18 protein-coding genes are annotated in these 17,946 nt (G+C 38.0%); 3 read left to right on the plus strand and 15 right to left on the minus strand.

Annotation, left to right across the window (positions count from 1 at the left end; all coding sequences use genetic code 11):
• Window positions 1-9 precede the first annotated feature (9 nt).
• Window positions 10-501 (minus strand): type 3 dihydrofolate reductase, encoded by a 492-nt coding sequence (gene folA / locus RI844_RS17670; protein ID WP_348395965.1) that lies wholly within the window; start codon window positions 499-501, stop codon window positions 10-12.
• 120 nt (window positions 502-621) lie between these two features.
• Window positions 622-1,173, minus strand: a complete 552-nt coding sequence (locus tag RI844_RS17675; RefSeq protein ID WP_348395966.1) for a helix-turn-helix domain-containing protein — start codon at window positions 1,171-1,173, stop codon at window positions 622-624.
• A gap of 82 nt (window positions 1,174-1,255) precedes the next feature.
• Between RI844_RS17675 and RI844_RS17680 the strand changes: the two genes are divergently transcribed.
• Complete coding sequence (locus RI844_RS17680) at window positions 1,256-2,428, plus strand: benzoate/H(+) symporter BenE family transporter (RefSeq protein ID WP_348395967.1); 1,173 nt, start codon at window positions 1,256-1,258, stop codon at window positions 2,426-2,428.
• Window positions 2,429-2,551: 123 nt separating this feature from the next.
• Here RI844_RS17680 and cgtA read toward each other — a convergent pair whose 3' ends face one another.
• From cgtA to rplU, 3 genes are all read right to left on the minus strand, one after another.
• A complete protein-coding gene (cgtA, locus tag RI844_RS17685; protein ID WP_348395968.1) occupies window positions 2,552-3,721 on the minus strand; it encodes an Obg family GTPase CgtA in 1,170 nt (389 codons plus the stop codon).
• Window positions 3,722-3,909: 188 nt separating this feature from the next.
• Window positions 3,910-4,167, minus strand: a complete 258-nt coding sequence (gene rpmA / locus RI844_RS17690; RefSeq protein ID WP_348388451.1) for a 50S ribosomal protein L27 — start codon at window positions 4,165-4,167, stop codon at window positions 3,910-3,912.
• A 15-nt stretch (window positions 4,168-4,182) separates the two neighbouring features.
• Entirely contained in the window at window positions 4,183-4,494 is a 312-nt protein-coding gene (gene rplU / locus RI844_RS17695; protein ID WP_348395969.1) for a 50S ribosomal protein L21, read from the minus strand.
• A 316-nt stretch (window positions 4,495-4,810) separates the two neighbouring features.
• Here rplU and ispB point away from each other — a divergent pair, with 316 nt between their 5' ends.
• On the plus strand, window positions 4,811-5,782 hold the full coding sequence (gene ispB, locus RI844_RS17700) for an octaprenyl diphosphate synthase (protein ID WP_348395970.1): 972 nt from the start codon (window positions 4,811-4,813) through the stop codon (window positions 5,780-5,782).
• A 542-nt stretch (window positions 5,783-6,324) separates the two neighbouring features.
• Here ispB and RI844_RS17705 read toward each other — a convergent pair.
• From RI844_RS17705 to mdh, 4 genes are all read right to left on the minus strand, one after another.
• Complete coding sequence (locus RI844_RS17705; RefSeq protein ID WP_348395971.1) at window positions 6,325-7,992, minus strand: lipoprotein N-acyltransferase Lnb domain-containing protein; 1,668 nt, start codon at window positions 7,990-7,992, stop codon at window positions 6,325-6,327.
• A 32-nt stretch (window positions 7,993-8,024) separates the two neighbouring features.
• Window positions 8,025-9,167, minus strand: a complete 1,143-nt coding sequence (locus RI844_RS17710; protein ID WP_348395972.1) for a tetratricopeptide repeat protein — start codon at window positions 9,165-9,167, stop codon at window positions 8,025-8,027.
• 35 nt (window positions 9,168-9,202) lie between these two features.
• Entirely contained in the window at window positions 9,203-9,907 is a 705-nt protein-coding gene (locus RI844_RS17715; RefSeq protein WP_348395973.1) for a hypothetical protein, read from the minus strand.
• Window positions 9,908-10,765: 858 nt separating this feature from the next.
• Entirely contained in the window at window positions 10,766-11,698 is a 933-nt protein-coding gene (gene mdh / locus RI844_RS17720) for a malate dehydrogenase (RefSeq protein ID WP_348395974.1), read from the minus strand.
• 220 nt (window positions 11,699-11,918) lie between these two features.
• Here mdh and argR point away from each other — a divergent pair, with 220 nt between their 5' ends.
• Window positions 11,919-12,389 carry a transcriptional regulator ArgR gene (gene argR, locus RI844_RS17725; protein ID WP_348390756.1) on the plus strand — a complete coding sequence of 157 codons (471 nt, stop codon included), beginning with the start codon at window positions 11,919-11,921 and terminating at the stop codon, window positions 12,387-12,389.
• 121 nt (window positions 12,390-12,510) lie between these two features.
• Here argR and RI844_RS17730 read toward each other — a convergent pair whose 3' ends face one another.
• From RI844_RS17730 to surA, 6 genes are all read right to left on the minus strand, one after another.
• Window positions 12,511-13,440: a Dyp-type peroxidase gene (locus RI844_RS17730; RefSeq protein WP_348395975.1), complete on the minus strand. Its 930-nt coding sequence runs from the start codon at window positions 13,438-13,440 to the stop codon at window positions 12,511-12,513.
• 128 nt (window positions 13,441-13,568) lie between these two features.
• Window positions 13,569-14,381 carry a symmetrical bis(5'-nucleosyl)-tetraphosphatase gene (locus tag RI844_RS17735; protein ID WP_348395976.1) on the minus strand — a complete coding sequence of 271 codons (813 nt, stop codon included), beginning with the start codon at window positions 14,379-14,381 and terminating at the stop codon, window positions 13,569-13,571.
• A 2-nt stretch (window positions 14,382-14,383) separates the two neighbouring features.
• Entirely contained in the window at window positions 14,384-14,776 is a 393-nt protein-coding gene (gene apaG, locus RI844_RS17740; RefSeq protein ID WP_348395977.1) for a Co2+/Mg2+ efflux protein ApaG, read from the minus strand.
• A 13-nt stretch (window positions 14,777-14,789) separates the two neighbouring features.
• Window positions 14,790-15,599: a 16S rRNA (adenine(1518)-N(6)/adenine(1519)-N(6))-dimethyltransferase RsmA gene (gene rsmA, locus RI844_RS17745; RefSeq protein ID WP_348395978.1), complete on the minus strand. Its 810-nt coding sequence runs from the start codon at window positions 15,597-15,599 to the stop codon at window positions 14,790-14,792.
• Window positions 15,596-16,579: a 4-hydroxythreonine-4-phosphate dehydrogenase PdxA gene (gene pdxA / locus RI844_RS17750; RefSeq protein ID WP_348395979.1), complete on the minus strand. Its 984-nt coding sequence runs from the start codon at window positions 16,577-16,579 to the stop codon at window positions 15,596-15,598. The genes rsmA and pdxA overlap by 4 nt, the downstream gene beginning before the upstream one ends.
• 2 nt (window positions 16,580-16,581) lie before the next feature.
• A complete protein-coding gene (surA, locus tag RI844_RS17755; protein WP_348395980.1) occupies window positions 16,582-17,892 on the minus strand; it encodes a peptidylprolyl isomerase SurA in 1,311 nt (436 codons plus the stop codon).
• Window positions 17,893-17,946: the final 54 nt, after the last annotated feature.

Genomic DNA, 17,946 nt, shown 5'->3' on the forward strand with positions numbered 1-17,946 from the left:
TGTTTGTTATTATTTGCGCTCGTACACTTTGAAATTGTAGTTATGCGGATTTTTTTCATCTAAGCTATGCGGATCTTCTTTAACACAATGCCAATCGTTATCTGCATTATAATCAGGGAAGAGGGTATCACCATCAACGCTTAAGTCTATTTCAGTAATGTAAAGGCGTTGTGCTGCTTTTAAACAGTGTTCGTATATACTACCTCCACCTATAACCATTATTTCTTCCACATCAGTTACAAGCGCTAATGCAGCATCTACAGAGGTTACTGTTTCAATGCCTTGTGCTTGATAATTTTCATCACGGCTTATCACAATGTTACGTCGACCAGGCAGTGGAAAACCGATAGATTCGAACGTTTTTCGGCCCATAATTACCGGCTTTTTTAATGTTGTTTGCTTGAAGTACTTTAAATCGGCAGGCATGTGCCAAGGCATTTGATTGTCTTTACCAATTACCCGGCCATTGGCGTGGGCAACAATCATAGATAATATAGTCATTAAGGACCTTAAATCTGGTTTGAATTTAGCATAAAAATTTGCCCATAGAATAGCAAATAAGTTCAAGCTTGAGCAACAGTTCTACTTAACATAAAGAGTGTGCAATGTGATTAACCTAAGTTAAAACTTTCCTTTATCGGTATAACAAATGATATTATGAAACTTCGCTGGCTGTGTGGAGGTATTACGGTAGCCGTGATTTTGATTCGCATCAAATTTTACCACTTCTCCCGCTCTTAAAGGATGCCACTGCTGATCTAAAAAATATTCTATTTCACCTTCAATAACTAAAATATGTTCAATTACGCCAATATTATGAGGTTGTGACATCTGCTCATGCGATGGTGTCAATATTAACGACAGAACTTCACTTTTTGTTGTTTTATCAAAAGGAAATAACGTGGTAATGGAAATCCCTTTTTCTGTATTTAGCACTTTTGCGGTCTCATTATTTTCATGGGGAGTGCTGAGAAAGTAAGTGATTGGTAAATGAAAACCACTGGCAATCTTCCATAGACGAGTGATGGTGGGGCTTGACTCACCACGTTCAATTTGTCCTAACATAGCTTTTGAAACCCCTGTATGTACACTGGTGGTATCAAGACTCCAACCTTTCTCGTTTCTCGCTATTTTTAGTTGGGTGCCGACAGTATTATTAATATCTTTAGTCATTATTCCCTTGTGCGTTATAGCATACGGTGATAACTTTGTGCGTTAAAGCGCACGATGAAATATTATTATGGGAGTACTTGCTATGTTAGTCAATCGAATTTTAAGCGCGACGGCCACGGGCTTGGTGGTTGTGATTATTGGCTTTGCAAGTTCTGCAGCGTTAATTTATCAAACAGTTATTACCTTAGGGGGGGATGTTAGTCTAGCAGCAAGCTGGATTTTAACTTTAGGATTATCTATGGGAGTTACTTCCATAGGCTTATCACTTTATTATCGAGTACCAATATTAATTGCTTGGTCAACCCCTGGTGCAGCATTACTCATTACCATTGCCCAAGGAGTTACAATCAATGAAGCTATAGCAGGTTTCATTTTTTCGGCATTGCTGATTTTTTTATGTGGTGTCACTGGCTGGTTTGAAAAATTGGTAAATAAAATTCCATTGCAGTTGGCGTCAGCTATGCTTGCCGGAATTTTAGTTAACTTTGGCATTGATGTCTTTAACCAAATGAACGCAGAACCGCTACTTGTTGTGACTATGTTTGTCATTTTTTTGATTGCCAAGCAAGTCATGCCCAAATTTACCATGTTGTTGGTATTATTGAGCAGTATTGGCTTGGCATGGCAACTTGAATTAGTCTCATTGAGTGGATTTGTTTGGCAGGTGAGTGAGTTTAAATACATCTCACCTGAATTTAGCGTAGAAGCCTTGTTTGGTATTGGCATACCATTGTTTATTGTCACCATGGCAGCGCAAAACTTGCCAGGCATTGCCGTGCTAAAAGCACACCACTATAAAACACCTGTATCTTCTATTCTAAGCGTAACCGGGCTAGTTAACATACTAACAGCACCTTTTGGTGGTTATGCGATAAATTTAGCGGCAATAACGGCTGCAATGTGCATGACAACAGAGGTAGATAAAGATCCCTGTAAGCGTTATTTATCCGCTGTATTTGCCGGTGGATTTTATATTTTAATGGCATTATCTGCGGGGTATTTAATGGGAGTGTTCTCAGCGTTACCGTCAGCACTAATTTATTCATTGGCCGGTATCGCTTTATTCACCACAATTACCCACAGCATTGAACAAAGTTTGTCTGATAAAAAAGTGTCAGAAGCCGCTATAATTACCTTTTTGGTAACTGCTTCAAATATAGCATTGTGGGGATTTAGTTCAGTGCTTTGGGGGTTGATTGCTGGCTCTGTAACTTTACTTATTCAAAATTCATTTATGAAAGGTAAACTAACCTAGCTATTGCTATTAGAAACAAAAAGGCCAGATTAAAAATCTGGCCTGTTATTTTTATCTATGAATCATGCAAATATACCATGGTGCATAAACACTGAGTTGACTATATACTTATGCAGATTGGTATTACTTACGATATTCTACTTCTACGTCGTAATCGTCTTCATCCCAATCTTCATCATCAAGATCATCGGATAAATCACCACCTCCGGCAATAGTTTCCTCGTGGTAAGTATCCCACTTGAATTCTACATCTTCGGTTGGAACTTCTTCTTCGAAGGTTTCTTCTGGCAGCTCTTCAATAAAGGTCATTACTTTTTGAGTTAACTCATTAGTACCTTCACGATTAAATGCCGAGATGCTGTGTACTTCACCTTGCCAATCTAATGCATCAATAACGCGCTGCATTACTTCTTCAGCTTCGTCTTCCAGCAATAAATCAAGTTTATTGAACACTAGCCAACGAGGTTTGCCGGCTAATTTTTCAGAGTACTGGTCAAGTTCACGAATAATCGTTAATGCATTTTCTGCAGGATCAGATTGATCACTAGGTAATAGGTCTACCAAGTGCAAAAGAATACGACAACGCTCTAAGTGTTTAAGGAATTGGATGCCTAAACCAGCACCGTCAGCGGCGCCAGAAATAAGACCTGGAATATCAGCAATAACAAAACTGCGTTGTGAATTTAAACGCACTACACCTAAGTTTGGCACCAGTGTTGTAAATGGATAATCGGCCACTTTTGGTTTTGCTGCCGAAACACTACGAATAAGCGTAGACTTACCGGCGTTTGGTAAACCTAATAAACCAACATCAGCTAGCAGTAATAACTCAAGTTTTAAGTTACGTACTTCACCGGCTGTACCTAAACTCTTTTGTCGTGGTGCACGGTTCGTACTACTTTTAAAACGAGTATTACCCAAACCATGCCAGCCGCCTTTGGCAACCATTAGTTTTTGTTTATGCTTGGTTAAGTCGCCAATTTGTTCGCCCGTATCTTGGTCGGTAACTCGAGTTCCTACTGGAACTTTAAGTATGCAATCTACACCACCTTTACCGGTACAGTTACGACCCTTACCATTTTCGCCACGCTGGGCGTTATGGAAGCGTTCAAATCGGTAATCGATAAGAGTATTCAGGTTTTCATCAGCAACTAAATATACTTCGCCACCGTCGCCACCGTCACCACCATCTGGACCACCGTACTCAATGTATTTTTCACGACGGAAACTTACACACCCGCTACCACCGTCACCGGCTTCTACGCGAATTTCAACTTCATCTACAAATTTCATTAGCTTTAATTAAGCTCCAAACATAAATGTATGTATTTATTATAACCAGTGATTCAAAAAACCACTAATTAGAAAAGGTTGCCTTCGTAACCAAGCTGACTTTGGATATCTAAAGTAAAACTTGATTATTTAAACAAAAAAAAACCCGCTAGTTAGCGAGTTTTTTATATCTGTTTCGCTTATTGCTATTATTCAGCAATAATAGATACAAACTTGCGGTTTTGAGGACCTTTAACATCGAATTGTACTTTACCATCTGTTAAAGCAAATAATGTGTGGTCTTTACCAATACCCATGTTAGTACCAGCGTGGAATCTAGTACCACGTTGACGAACGATAATGTTACCCGCTAAAACTGACTCGCCACCAAAGCGTTTAACACCTAAGCGTTTCGCTTCTGAATCACGACCGTTACGAGTACTACCTGCTGCCTTCTTATGTGCCATCGTTAACTACTCCTATTAACCGTTGATGCCAGTAATTTTCACTTCAGTATACCACTGACGGTGGCCTTGCTGCTTACGTGAATGCTTACGACGTTTAAATTTAACGATTTTAACTTTATCGCCACGACCTTGAGAAACAACTTCAGCTGTAACTTTACCACCGGCAACATAAGGTGCTCCGATGTTGATGTCGTCGCCATTAGCAACCATTAAAACATTTTCGAATTCTACTGTTGAACCGATTTCTAGTTCAAGTTTCTCTAAGCGAACAGTTTGACCTTCGCTTACACGGTGTTGTTTACCACCGCTTTGGAATACAGCGTACATTTGCTACTCCGTACTGCGCCCATTAATAGTGACGCACAAATTAAAATAATAGGTCGCGGATTCTACGCGAAGATTTAGGGCTTAGCAAGCCTATTTAACAAAATTACTGTAATTTTTTATGAAAAAATATTTACAAAAAGTAACCTTTGCTTTTTCATTAGTTAAGGCAGGCCCAATATGGATTTTAATTGTAGCTATTTTAAGCTTATTTTACTTAGATAACTATGCTATTTGCTAAAATAGTGTAAAATCATCAGCCATATAAAAGTAAACAATCTTTGCATTGTATCCAGCAATAATAACAGCCAAATAAACTATGAACATAAATCAAATCCAAGAACTTGCCAGCTCTGATATGAGTGCGGTGAATGCACTTATTTATTCGCAATTAGAATCTGAGGTTGTGCTTATTAATCAACTTGGCATGTATATAGTTAATTCTGGTGGTAAACGTATTCGTCCACTATTGACGGTATTGGCTGCTCGTGCCATGGGGTATCAAGGTGATAAGCATATTTGCTTGGCGGCTATTATTGAATTTATTCATACTGCCACCTTGTTACATGATGATGTGGTTGATGAGTCATCAATGCGCCGTGGTAAAGAAACAGCTAATGAGCTTTTTGGCAATAGTGCCAGTGTACTCGTTGGTGATTTTCTTTATACCCGCTCATTTCAAATGATGGTCACTCTTGACGATATGAGTATTATGAAAGTACTTTCCAATGCAACTAATGTTATTGCTGAAGGTGAAGTATTGCAATTGATGAACTGCAATGATCCTGACACAACGGTAGAAAGCTATAAACAAGTGATTTATTGTAAAACAGCTAAATTATTTGAAGCCGCTACACGTCTTGCAGCAGTTGTTACCGAACAATCTGAAGATATGATAAAAGCTATGACAGCTTATGGTATGCACCTAGGTACAGCGTTCCAGTTAATCGATGATTTACTTGATTACACTGCAGATGCACAAGAAATGGGTAAAAATGTTGGTGACGACTTATCTGAAGGCAAGCCGACATTACCACTATTACATGCGATGCATAATGGTACTGAAATTCAGCGAGTGTTGATTCGTGATGCGATTGAGCATGGTAACGGAATGGATCACCTTGATGAAATCTTAACCGCTATGCGTGAAACAGGTGCATTAGAATTAACCCAACAAATGGCCGAAGAAGAATCTGAAAAAGCAATAGCTGCTTTAGATTGTTTGGCCGAGTCAGACCATAAACAGGCATTAATCGCACTTGCCCATTTGGCCGTAAAACGTAACGCTTAAAATCTTCAATTGGTCTGGCAGTGCCACCTACAGAAGTAGAAAAAGTACATCGTCATATAAAAGAAGAAGTCCTTAAGTAATGTTGTTACTTAAGGAGTAAGCTAGAGTGAGAAGAAGAGGCTATTAAAAAGACAAATCCTGAATGGAAGGACTTGTATTAGGAGCTACTTTAATTCTGTTTTAGTCACAGTTTACGTCAGGAGAACCCACCCAAAAGCACGGTAGGGTGGCGGCGCTCTTTTATTAATTTTGTGGGGCTGCAATTCGCTCAAAACAACTCGTTTGTTTGCCGCTTTGCTTTCGATGTTGCACGTACTCCTTAGCTCACCATCGAATACTCTAATGATTGTTGGGGCAATGTAAACCCAAAATAATAGAAAACCACCAGATTAAAGAAATCTGATGGTTCTATTTAGCTCCGCGCTAGGAAATCGGTTTGGCAAATTACTCCCCATTTTTTAATGAAAAATTAGCTGGTTAATCAACTCTCCTTACAAGTTTAGGCCGTTTAAAATTTAGATTAAAAGCATAAACTGCAAACACTACATTGATTCCATTCGTATATATGTATCGACATTTTTCACACTGTCTCTCCAATATCTATAAGCACGCTCTACAAGTCGCCACTGTTTTGGATCAAAATTCTTCAATTGCAATCTGACTTGTTTCAAATTTAATTTTTCTTGTGCAGAATGACAAAAGTTATAATCGTCATCTTTTATTACATTTTCAGGAATACCATCTTTTAGTTTAATTGCTTTAATACTTGCTAACACAGGTAATAACAAGCATTGCTGATAGGTGACAATCTCTTGCTCGTTGAGAATATTTTGCATATGTTTGTTGATGGATTTGATATCATTTTTCGCAAAATAAGCAGCTAGTTCGACCGACAGCCAACGCTGAGTACGAACCACAGAAAGTTCTTCTAATAATATTTGTGCGCTTAACAACTTTTTATTTTTCTTAAGTGTTGCCTGGTATAGCGAATCCTTATTGGCGTTTTCAAAACGAATAATAGGCTCAGAATTTAAGTAACTTTCAATATCGTCATAATTACTCTCTTTTAAATATGAGTTAATGGACTCCATTGCTTGCTGGTAAATTGGCAATGTACTGGAAAAATAAAAACCTTGCTGCTCTGCAACTTCTAAATCACTCAGCTTAGAAGACTTGGTTAATTTACTCGAAGTTAATGCTTTAAAAAAGTTATCGGGACGCCAATATAACTCGGTAAGTTCGGGGTCATTAGAAAGTTCAGGCCACGAATTTAGTAACGCCGTTTGCATCAAAATACTACAATTATTCGTCAAAAATTTATAATTTCCGGAAAAACTCCAATGAATATCGATTAAATTGCGCAACAGTAATTTTCGTTGGGCTTTCGTCATTTTTAACGGCAATGAATAGATCTCGCGAAACTCACCTATTGCGTACTCTTGGTAGGTATCGATAAAATCATGAGCAAATAAATAAGAGTTATAGCCGCCGAATAGCCCCTGAAAAGGATCAAGGTTAAATTCATCCACATGAGCTCTAAATCCCAGTACGATATGTTCAAATAAATTACTGTTGCATGCTTGCTCACTATAGTCGTTTTCAGGACAAACGATTAGCCGTAATGATATATGGCCAAACGTCGAAACAATGCCTTCACCACTGCCGGCAAATAAAATGTGAATCGCACTAACTCTGTCAGCATCGATATTCAATTTATTCTGGGTAGTGAGTGTTGATGTTAAATGAATTGGTAAGTTATTTTTACATTCGGTTGCTGATGCTTTAAGCCCATATCGCGTGATGAAGTACTGAGCATAAACAGGCCTTACACAGTGGTAGTCATGTCGAGTAATAAATGAGGATAGCGCCAATGCGAAGCTGTTTAAAACATCACTTTGATGATTGCCAACAATATTGAAGACCCGATAGAACTCTTCATCAGGAAGCAATGAAACATTCTCAGTAGCTAATAAAACCGCAGCTATAGAGTCAATCTTAGATAAATCATTAGAGCCAAATAACGATTTAGATTTGAGCGCTTTTACCTTTGAAAATTTGACTACTTCATCAGCAAGTATATGTTCAAGCTGATTTTGATTAGCCAGGTGTTCCACACTAGATAAATTTTCTGGTGGTGTCAGTCTTTGGCTTGTACATGCACAAACAAACAAAACTGTGAATAATAATGCAAAGCTAGATTTCAAATGCATAACAATGAGCTTAAAAGCCTTTTTTGTCAGGATTATTTCTCAGAGTTAACTTTATTATTAACCGCCTTTGAAATCATCGCGTCGGGCTTGGCATGAGTTGATGGCCGTGTTGAAATTTCATCTTGCAATCTGTTCAGCTCTGTCGCTTTCGTTGGTGCGCTAGTGACATCCATCATAATGCCGGCAGAAGTTGTTATCGGCACAGGAATTGAGGACATCAACACCCCACCTTCTCCGGAACTTACCATATCACTTGCACTATCTCCAGCTACATCAACTGACCCCTTGGTCATTTGAAAGAACTCAATTTCATCAATTTTCTTTTGCACTGCAATTGCCTGTTTTGCTGACGAAGCTTTTCCTGACCAACGCTCGGCCTCACTAGTATTTTGTTCAACGCCTTGGCCTTTTGCATAATAGTCAGCCATTTCTTCCATTGCCGCTATATCACCATTATTGGCTTTTACAAGTGCGATTTTTGCAACTTCAGTATCAAATTTTTGTTGCCAGTAATTGGCTAATTCTGAATTTTTTTCTACCCCTTCACCTGTGCTATATAAATTCACTAACGTTCTCATCGGTTTAATATAACCAGCGCGAGCTTGAGCAATCAAAGTGTTTGCATATTGACGTTTTTCTTCTTCTAATGCTAACTTTTCGTGCTGGCTTTGCTTTGCATGCTGCAACCAATAAGCAACTTTAGTAGTATCACTACCTATTTCAATACTATCGTCTGAGTTAGGATTATAAAAACGGTCATCATCGACCGCATCTGCTCGTTCATTACTTTGCGTTTGTGCTATTTCTTTATCGCTACTGCTGTTATCAAGTTGTTCTCCTTGTTGTTGATAATATGCATGTGCGGTCAATTGAGGATCAGGAAATACCACATCGATTTGCTTCGATTGTTGCTCGAAAAGAACAATATTTTTAACAAATACTTGCTCATGTGTTTCATCAACAGGTTTAACCACTATCAAGTTGACATCACCTTGCTCAACAAGCAACTTTGCTGAACAAATGGCGGTAAACTCACCATTAATATAAATCGCAGCATTTTTATCCCAATCATCACATACAACGCTAAGTTCAATATCAGTTTCGGCAATTGCATTGCTGTTCATAAAGAAAACTAGATAAGTTGCCAAAACGGTTTTTATGGTATTTTTAAACATTTTCTTCCCTTAAAATTTTTATTATTATTTTACGTTTATTTACTGGAGCCATTAAGCATTTCATCAGTCAATTTATCGACCATAAGATCCATAGCCAATATCATCGCTTGACCATCTTCTTTTTTGCTTTCTATTCGATTGTCATAATGCTGTTTATCGTATTGCTCAGTTGACGAGGAAATCAAATTTTTCACAACAACAATTGGCTTTGCTGATAGTTGGTCGTATAACTCAAGCTCTGTTAAGGTCGCTCTGTAATTATAAGAATAACGCTTACTGTTCTTTTCGATATTAAATATTGTGAAGGTTGAATTGTGGCTTCGCGTTTCGTAGATCATAGACTCAACGCCTAAAATGCTATCAACACGTAACGCTTTAGCAAGCTCTAATTTTTCTTGTGGCGTCATTTTAAAAAAAGCGGCTGCAGTTAACATTTTGTTGTTTCGATAATTAACTGAATGAGCACGATATTGGTTATCAAACGTCCCATATCTTTTGATCATTTGCAGATAATATGGGTTTGTTATTAATTCTGTAGGCTTTAAAACTTTAACGTTTAATTTTTTAGCGTAAGAGCTAATAAATGATTTATATAAATCATCAGTAATAACAGCTCTTAACTTTTTCTCATCGTTAGTTTCTCTATCAGACAAAAACACCTGTTCTTGCTCATTAAACACAGAAAAGCCTACGATAGCGGTTGTTTTCGCCTGACTTAAGCGATGTTTGTCGACTGTCATTGAACAACCTGAAAGCGCAATGATTGAAATAACTAATATAAGTTTTGTTGTTTTATTAATACCTAAATCCGTTGTGAATTGGCTATTTCCCTCATTCAAAGTTAACAGGTTTTACGTATTAAACCAAACAAATGTTCAATTTTAAGCCTGAGAAAAACAAGTAAAACACTAAGCTTATATTTTAAAATGGTCGAATTCGATCAGTTTATATCGATTAAGCAATCTGGAAATTTTGCACATTGGATGTCTCTGCCGCGCCATCAGCCGCTATACTACATTTGAAAAAATACTCCGTCATATAAAGGGGAGTGTCTTTATAAAATTATCGAATAAGTACACCGTCCTCCCACTATTTTTAAAGTGACTTTGTAAATACATTAAACCAATAGCTACATTTTTCATCTACACTTTAGTTTCAAGTATTGAAAAGGACTTCGATCATGAAACAACCAACCATATATATTCCTTCCAACGATTCAAATACTGTTATTTATGTTAGTGTTCCTAGCCACCTGGACAGAAAGACCGATTAAAAGGACAAATTCTGAATGGCAGGACTTGTCTCAGGAACTACTTTAATTCAGTTTTAGTCACAGTTTGCTTCAGGAGAATCCAGCCAAAAACATGGTGGGATGACGGCGCTCTTTTACTAATTATGTGCGGCTGCAATTCGCTCAAACCGCAAGTTCATTACCCGATGAAATAAGTTTACCCAGCTGATATTATTGATATTGTCAATTAGCAAGACAGGGGAGATTAGTGATAGAACAACAATTAACTATAATTATCGGTAGAAAAAATTTAGTAAAAAAAACCGGTCATGGACCGGTTTTTAGTGGATGTTTAATCGACTTATAATTAAGCGATAAAATCAACACCTTCTTTAATATCAGCATTTAAAGTTGCTAACATTTCGTTTTTAGCATTTTCTTCATAAGCACTTAACGCGCCGTAAGGTAGGTATTCTTCAACACCATTTTTGCCAAGGCGTACCGGCTGAGCAAAGTAAGTTGCATCACCAGTGTTACCCTCAACGTATGCGTAATCGATAACGTCTTCACCTTGTAAGCCTTTAACAAGAGACATACAAAAACGAGCAGCAGCTGCGCCCATTGATAACGTAGCAGAACCGCCACCAGCTTTAGCATTCACAACTTCAGTACCAGCATTCTGGATACGAGGAGTTAATGAGTCTATTTCTTCTTGAGTAAACTCAACGCCTTCAACTTGAGAAAGAAGAGGTAAGATAGTAGTACCAGAATGGCCACCAATTACCGGAACTTTAACATCAGAAGTTGATAAGCCTTTTAATTCAGCAATGAAAGTTTCAGAGCGGATAACATCAAGAGTTGTTACACCGAAAACACGGTTAGCTTCATAAGTACCCGCTTTTTTGAATACTTCAGCAACAATCGGCACAGTGCCATTTACTGGATTAGTAATAACGCCAACTAATGCTTTAGGACAATTGGCAACAATGCCTTCTGCTAAAGTTTTAATGATCCCAGCGTTAACTGCGAATAAATCAGCGCGGTCCATACCAGGCTTACGTGGCATCCCAGCAGGAATGATCACAATGTCACAACCTGTTAGTGCGTCACCTAAAGCGTCAGCACCGTAACCTTTAACGGTTACATCGGTAGGGATGTGAGAAAGATCTACTGCAACACCTGGTACTACTGGCGCAACGTCGTATAAAGATAACTCAGAACCCGCAGGTAATTGAGTTTTTAATAATAATGATAAAGCTTGGCCGATACCACCGGCAGCACCTAAAACAGCAACTTTCATTGAAACACTCCTAAGATATTTGTGGTGAGCAATTACCTCAGATTATTTGGAGTAATTACTTTATTTTCTAAAAACGGACAAAAGATACCGAATTGCGCGGTAAATTACAAACTATTTTGTCATGACAGGGCAAAGGCTGATATGATACTTTAGTTTAGATTTCCATGATTTGTACATAAATCTTACCGTTAACCAGATATTAACAATAAAAGACGACTTTATGAGCTCACAACAAAAACAAGAAGCATTAGTAAATGCATTTAAAGACCTGTTGAAACAAGAACAATTTGGCTCCCAAGGTGACATAGTTGACGCACTAAAAAGTGAAGGCTTTGATAATATTAGTCAATCAAAAGTGTCACGTATGTTAAGCAAATTTGGTGCAGTTAGAACACGCAATGCCAGACAAGAAATGGTTTATTGTTTACCTGCTGAATTAGGTGTTCCTACAGCGAAAAGCCCACTTAAACAACTTGTACTAGATATTGAAAGTAATGATGTAATGATCATCGTGCGCACAAGCCCTGGCGCTGCCCAGTTAATTGCTCGTTTACTTGATTCATTAAGCAAAGCTGACGGAGTGTTAGGTACCATAGCAGGTGATGATACTATCTTTATTGCACCAACAGCTGTTGGTGATATTGAAGTAACAAAAGAAAAGTTAAATTTATTGTTTCAGAAAATGTATTAATATTTAGAAACGAGAAACGAGAAACGAGAAACGAGAAACGAGCATTAAGCTTTCAAAAATAATTTATGAAAAAGGGCACATCATGTGCCCTTTTTTATGGCTATGCCAAGGTATTGAACTCTTATTCTTCTTTAGCAACGTTCGCAATTAGATCTAACGATGGGGCGAAAAATGCAGCTCCCGTTTCAGCTTGAGTATATTTAAGCAAATGATCAAAATTACCATGACCATCACCTTCAATCATGCTTTTTAGTTGTAGTTCAAAATTGTCTGGGGTATTACAGTACGCAACAAAAAATAAGCCCTGAATCTTCATGTGGCCGTACGGCATACTTTGCCTGACTATTTCGAGCGAGTTACCGTTCTTATCTTTTAAATTAGTTCGCTTTATGTGAGCGGAATGAGGCTTGTCTGCAGAGGCATATTCGATATCATCACGCTTGGTCCTACCGATAATATCTTCCTGCTGCTTTTCTTCAAGGGTTTGCCATAAGTTCAAATTGTGGCGATAACGTTGAATGTGCAGATAACTGCCTTTAGTAAATTCACTTTGGTCTTGTTCTTTTACTAAGGCAACTTCACGCTTATGCATGCCTTTGGGGTTTTCACTACCATCAACAAAACCGGTTAAATCTCTACCATCTAAATAGCGAAAACCTTTTACTTGCTCAACAAGTTCAACTCCATCATTTAATAAGTCACAGACTTTGGTGCTTACCACGTGATTTACATCAGCTCGATCACTGCGAATTTCTATAAATAAATCATAATTAGTCGCCGGAGCAAACCGGTCTTCAACTTGCATATGAGCAAAGGGTTTTAACCCTCTCGGCTTAGCGTGTGGGTAATATTCATCCCAATAACTGGCACCGATGGCAATTACTGCATTTAAATTAGACTCTGAGAATTGATCAGCGTAATCGTCAAATAACTCGGGTAGGGCAGCGAGTGCTTTACGTATAAATTTGTTTTTATTATCTAAAACATTAAACATTAAATAATAACTGTGTAAATTTGGCTCGGCACAAATGCCAAATTGCTCTCTAGCCATGAAGATTCTCAAATGGTTAATTTTATTTAAGTATATGAGTTTATTTGTGTTTAACAAAGAAAAATATTAATGGATGAGAAACGAAAAACGATAAGCTTTGCAGTGCCGCCGTTTCAGTGGGCACTCATTTAAGGTTGGGCAGGAACTGAAAATAGTTGTTTGTCATGCCAACGCAGCATGGTTAGCCTTCCACCCCAAACGCAACCTGTATCAAGTGCGAAAACATTAGGATTTGCTACTTTGCCATTTAAGCTAGCCCAATGGCCAAATACCCACTTTGTTGTATCTAGTGACCTAGATAAATCAAACCAAGGCGCAAGGTTGGGAGCTGAGTTATATTTTGGGGAATCTTTACTGGCAAACTCTAAGGAACCATCATTAAAGCAAAAACGCATACGAGTTAAAGCATTAACACTATACCTAAACTGCTCTTCCTCAGTTTTAGCGTCTATCCAGCTATTTGGAAAATTGCCATACATTACGTTTAGCCAATGAACACGTTGTGTACCTGAAATACGCTGCTGCACAAAATTTGATTGTGTTAAAGCATCCCTAGGTTGCCATTGCGGTGATAAACCTGCGTGACTCATATAGGCGTTTTCATTGGGAAGTTGCTCTACTAGGGGAAATTGTGCAAGCCAACTCATTAATTCATCTAGATCAGGTGCATTAAGCAAGTCGTCTAGAAGATCATTTTTTTTGACTTTTTTAATACCAGCATGAACAGCAAGTAAATGTAAATCGTGATTACCTAAAACAACTTTAGCACTATTACCTAACGATTTTACCAACCTTAATGTTGCTAAAGAGTCAGGGCCGCGTGCGACTAAGTCGCCGGTAAACCAAATTTGATCGTTATTAACATCAAAGTTAACCAGCTTCATTAATTGACATAATTCACTATGACAGCCTTGAATATCGCCAATTAAGTAAATATTCAAGGTTAGTTAACTATATTAGGGATAGAAAGACCAAAAACAGGAATGGCAATTTTATGCTTGTTGCCTTGTAAATCTTTCATCGTATAAAATCCTTCCATGGTGCCAAATGGAGTTTTTATTATTGAACCGCTTGAGTAACGATAGCGTTGACCGCTTTGTAAAATTGGCTGTTGGCCAACAACACCATCTCCTTCAACAGATACTTTATTACCATCTGCATCAGTTATTAACCAGCAACGTGATAGTAACTGCAAAGTTTTATTACTATTATTTTCAATAGTAATGGTATAGCTAAAAACAAATCTGTCTTGATAATGATCAGACTGCTCTTCTATAAAGTCGACTTGTGTCGAAATTTTAACTAATTGAGCTGGTGATGAGTTTTCTGTTTCCAATGCAAATCTCCATTTAAAGCTCTGGCGGATTGTCCGTTAAGTAATTTGCTACAGTGATATAGTCGTGCATACTTAAATTTTCAGGTCTCAAGCTGGCTTTTATACCTAGTTCTTCTAACTGTTCAGCGCTAATAAGCCTTTTAAAACTATTACGAATTGTTTTACGACGCATGCTAAATGCTTCTCTGGTCACTCGTTCTAACCACTTTACATCTTTTGCCGGATATTTAATTTCATCATGCGGTATTAAACGCACAATTGCACTGTCAACTTTAGGTGGCGGCTGAAATGCTTCTGGGCCAATTTCCATCACCGGTATTACCTGACAATAGTATTGGCACATTATTGATAAGCGACCATAAGTTTTTGAGTTAGGCTCTGCAGCCATTCTATTCACAACTTCTTTTTGCAGCATAAAGTGCATATCCTTTACTTTATCTTTAAAAGTAAGAAGATGAAAGATTAGAGGGGTAGAAATATTATAAGGCAAATTACCAAATATTCTTAATGGTTGTTCAGCAGCAAGCGTAGAAAAATCAAATTTTAAGGCATCGGTTTCATGAATGGTTAAATGCTTTGCAATAAACGGGTGGTGGCGCAATCTATGGGCAAGATCCCGGTCAAGCTCTACCACTGATATATCGCCAGCTCTTTCAATCACCGGTTCAGTTAAAGCACCTAAGCCAGGACCTATTTCAACTAGGTTTTCTCCTGAGCACGGGTTTATTGCATCTACTATACGGCTAATTACAGCATCGTCATGTAAAAAGTTTTGGCCAAAACGTTTTTTGGCTTGATGACCTAAATGGCTTTTATTACTCATTGCTGATTTTGCACCAGGTTAATTGCATTATTCATTGCTGCTCTGAAACTTCCTGTATCGGCATTTAATGAGCCGGCAAGGTCAATTGCAGTACCGTGATCTACCGATGTTCTAATAAACGGCAGTCCTAGAGTTATATTTACCGACGCGCCAAAGCCTTTATATTTAAGAACGGGTAAGCCTTGATCATGATACATAGCTAAAACAGCATCTGCATCGTCTAGGTATTTTGGTTGAAAAATAGTATCTGCGGGTAAAGGACCAACCAAGTGCATACCTTCTGCCCGTAGTGACTCTAGAGCCGGACTAATGACTTCAATTTCTTCTTTACCTAAATGGCCATCTTCACCAGCATGAGGGTTTAAGCCGCAAACATAAATTTTTGGCTCTTTGATACCAAATTTTTCTTTTAGATCTTTATGTAGTATACGTGTAATCTTTTGAATTCGTTCAAAGGTTATCGCTTTTGACACATAAGCTAAAGGGATATGAGTTGTCATCAATGAAACTCGTAGACCTTCAGTTGCAAGCATCATCACCACATCAATACAGTTTGCTTGTTGAGCAAAATATTCAGTATGACCGCTAAAAGGGATGCCAGCTTGGTTAATCAAGCCCTTATGAACAGGACCTGTGACGATCGCTTTAAACTCACTTGACATGTTCCCTTCACAAGCAAGCCTTAATGTTTCAACAACATAGGCACCGTTATTAGCGTTTAAAACGCCAGGTTGACACGAGTCGGCTAATTTTACCGGTAATACGTCCAAGCTACCTGCTTGATGTTCTTTTGCTGTTGCCGAACTGTCATAAATATTAATATTCAAAGGCAAATCTAATTGTTTCGCCCGCTGCTTTAACAACTCAGGATCTGCAATAGCAACAAGTTGAACTGGCCAGTTTTCTTGAGCCAGCTGTATTAATATATCAGGGCCTACGCCCGCAGGCTCTCCTGGAGTAATGGCTACTTTATTAACCATTACTATTCACCTTCATCATCAAAAATTTCAATGTATGCTTCGTCTCGTGTTTCTTTCATCCATCGAATGGCTTCAACGCCAAATTTTCTATTGAATAACAAACTATAGGCACGGTTTTCATTAATTTGATCGGTTGCATCTAAATTTCTTTTACCGGTTAGTTGCACTAAATGCCATCCAAAAGATGAACGAAATGGTGGATGAAATTCATCAACTTCTAGCGTAGACAAGGCATTTGCAAATACCGGGTCGTAACTGCTTGGATCTGCCCAGCCTAAATCACCACCTCTAGTTGCTGTTGGCCCTTCAGAATGCTCACGAGCTAAAGTGTCAAAATCAGCCTCACCTGCATTTATTTGTGCTAAGAAATCCAGTAATATTTTTTCTGCTTTCTCTTCAGATAATATAATTGAAGGTTCAATTAAAATATGGCGCGATTTAACTTCACTTATTTCTACCGTTTCTTTACCGCGGATGTCTAAAATTTTAATAATGTTAAAACCTAGACCGGTGCGAATGGGTCCAAACACTTCACCTTGTTTCTTACCATCAACTAATTCAGCAAATAAGGTCGGCATTTCATTAATACCGCGCCAACCAATATCACCACCTTCTAATGCACTTGGTGCGCCGGAAGAGGCAATAGCGATTTTCTTAAAATCAGAGCCGTTATTTAATAAATCAATAACTTTATCTGCTCGGCTTTTTGCATCAACTAAGTCATCTTGAGTTGGTTCATCAGGAAAGCTAATTAAAATATGACCAATATTATATTCAACATCAGCATTTTTTTGTTGTTTCATTAATTCAACAAGATTAGAAATTTCTTGTGGGCTAATGGCAACACGGCGACGTACGTTGGCTTTTCTAACTTCATTAGTGATCATTTCAGTACGAATACCTTCACGATAACTCTCATAATTAACGCCATCAGCCACTAATTTTTGCCTAAATTGTTCAGTTGTCATACCGCCATTATCTTTGGCTACAGAAGCAATTGCTGCGTCTAATTGTGCATCACCAATTTGCACCCCCATGCGCTCACCCATTTGGATTAATAAACTATCGTTTATTAATTTTTCCATTGCTTGGGTACGTAGCGCTGCGTCAGATGGTAAACTTTGCTTTTCAGCTAAAGCCTGCTTCTTAACATTATTTACCAGCTCGTCGATTTCTGATTCAAGCACTACACCGGAATTTACAACTGCGACTACTTTATCTAATTCTAATTCTTTTGCATTGACAACAGTTGTTGTTATAGCGCTGCTTACTATGCCTGAAATGATAAAGGCAATTTTGATTATTGTTTTCATGGAATAAAATCTACGGTTATTTATTTCGAATTTGTTAAATTTATTTGAAAGTTC

The organism is Thalassotalea fonticola, from assembly GCF_032911225.1.
In the GTDB taxonomy this organism is placed as follows: Bacteria; Pseudomonadota; Gammaproteobacteria; order Enterobacterales; family Alteromonadaceae; genus Thalassotalea_A; species Thalassotalea_A fonticola.

What these genes read in the sequence shown, in the direction of transcription:
- ispB (WP_348395970.1), top strand. Translation starts at nt 4,811, where the DNA reads ATGAACATAAATCAAATCCAAGAACTTGCCAGCTCTGATATGAGTGCG.
- rpmA (WP_348388451.1), bottom strand. Translation starts at nt 4,167, where the DNA reads ATGGCACATAAGAAGGCAGCAGGTAGTACTCGTAACGGTCGTGATTCA.
- cgtA (WP_348395968.1), bottom strand. Translation starts at nt 3,721, where the DNA reads ATGAAATTTGTAGATGAAGTTGAAATTCGCGTAGAAGCCGGTGACGGT.
- argR (WP_348390756.1), top strand. Translation starts at nt 11,919, where the DNA reads ATGAGCTCACAACAAAAACAAGAAGCATTAGTAAATGCATTTAAAGAC.
- RI844_RS17705 (WP_348395971.1), bottom strand. Translation starts at nt 7,992, where the DNA reads ATGCATTTGAAATCTAGCTTTGCATTATTATTCACAGTTTTGTTTGTT.
- RI844_RS17710 (WP_348395972.1), bottom strand. Translation starts at nt 9,167, where the DNA reads ATGTTTAAAAATACCATAAAAACCGTTTTGGCAACTTATCTAGTTTTC.
- RI844_RS17680 (WP_348395967.1), top strand. Translation starts at nt 1,256, where the DNA reads ATGTTAGTCAATCGAATTTTAAGCGCGACGGCCACGGGCTTGGTGGTT.
- pdxA (WP_348395979.1), bottom strand. Translation starts at nt 16,579, where the DNA reads ATGGTTAATAAAGTAGCCATTACTCCAGGAGAGCCTGCGGGCGTAGGC.
- rplU (WP_348395969.1), bottom strand. Translation starts at nt 4,494, where the DNA reads ATGTACGCTGTATTCCAAAGCGGTGGTAAACAACACCGTGTAAGCGAA.
- mdh (WP_348395974.1), bottom strand. Translation starts at nt 11,698, where the DNA reads ATGAAAGTTGCTGTTTTAGGTGCTGCCGGTGGTATCGGCCAAGCTTTA.
- RI844_RS17715 (WP_348395973.1), bottom strand. Translation starts at nt 9,907, where the DNA reads ATGACAGTCGACAAACATCGCTTAAGTCAGGCGAAAACAACCGCTATC.
- rsmA (WP_348395978.1), bottom strand. Translation starts at nt 15,599, where the DNA reads ATGAGTAATAAAAGCCATTTAGGTCATCAAGCCAAAAAACGTTTTGGC.
- surA (WP_348395980.1), bottom strand. Translation starts at nt 17,892, where the DNA reads ATGAAAACAATAATCAAAATTGCCTTTATCATTTCAGGCATAGTAAGC.
- RI844_RS17675 (WP_348395966.1), bottom strand. Translation starts at nt 1,173, where the DNA reads ATGACTAAAGATATTAATAATACTGTCGGCACCCAACTAAAAATAGCG.
- RI844_RS17730 (WP_348395975.1), bottom strand. Translation starts at nt 13,440, where the DNA reads ATGGCTAGAGAGCAATTTGGCATTTGTGCCGAGCCAAATTTACACAGT.
- folA (WP_348395965.1), bottom strand. Translation starts at nt 501, where the DNA reads ATGACTATATTATCTATGATTGTTGCCCACGCCAATGGCCGGGTAATT.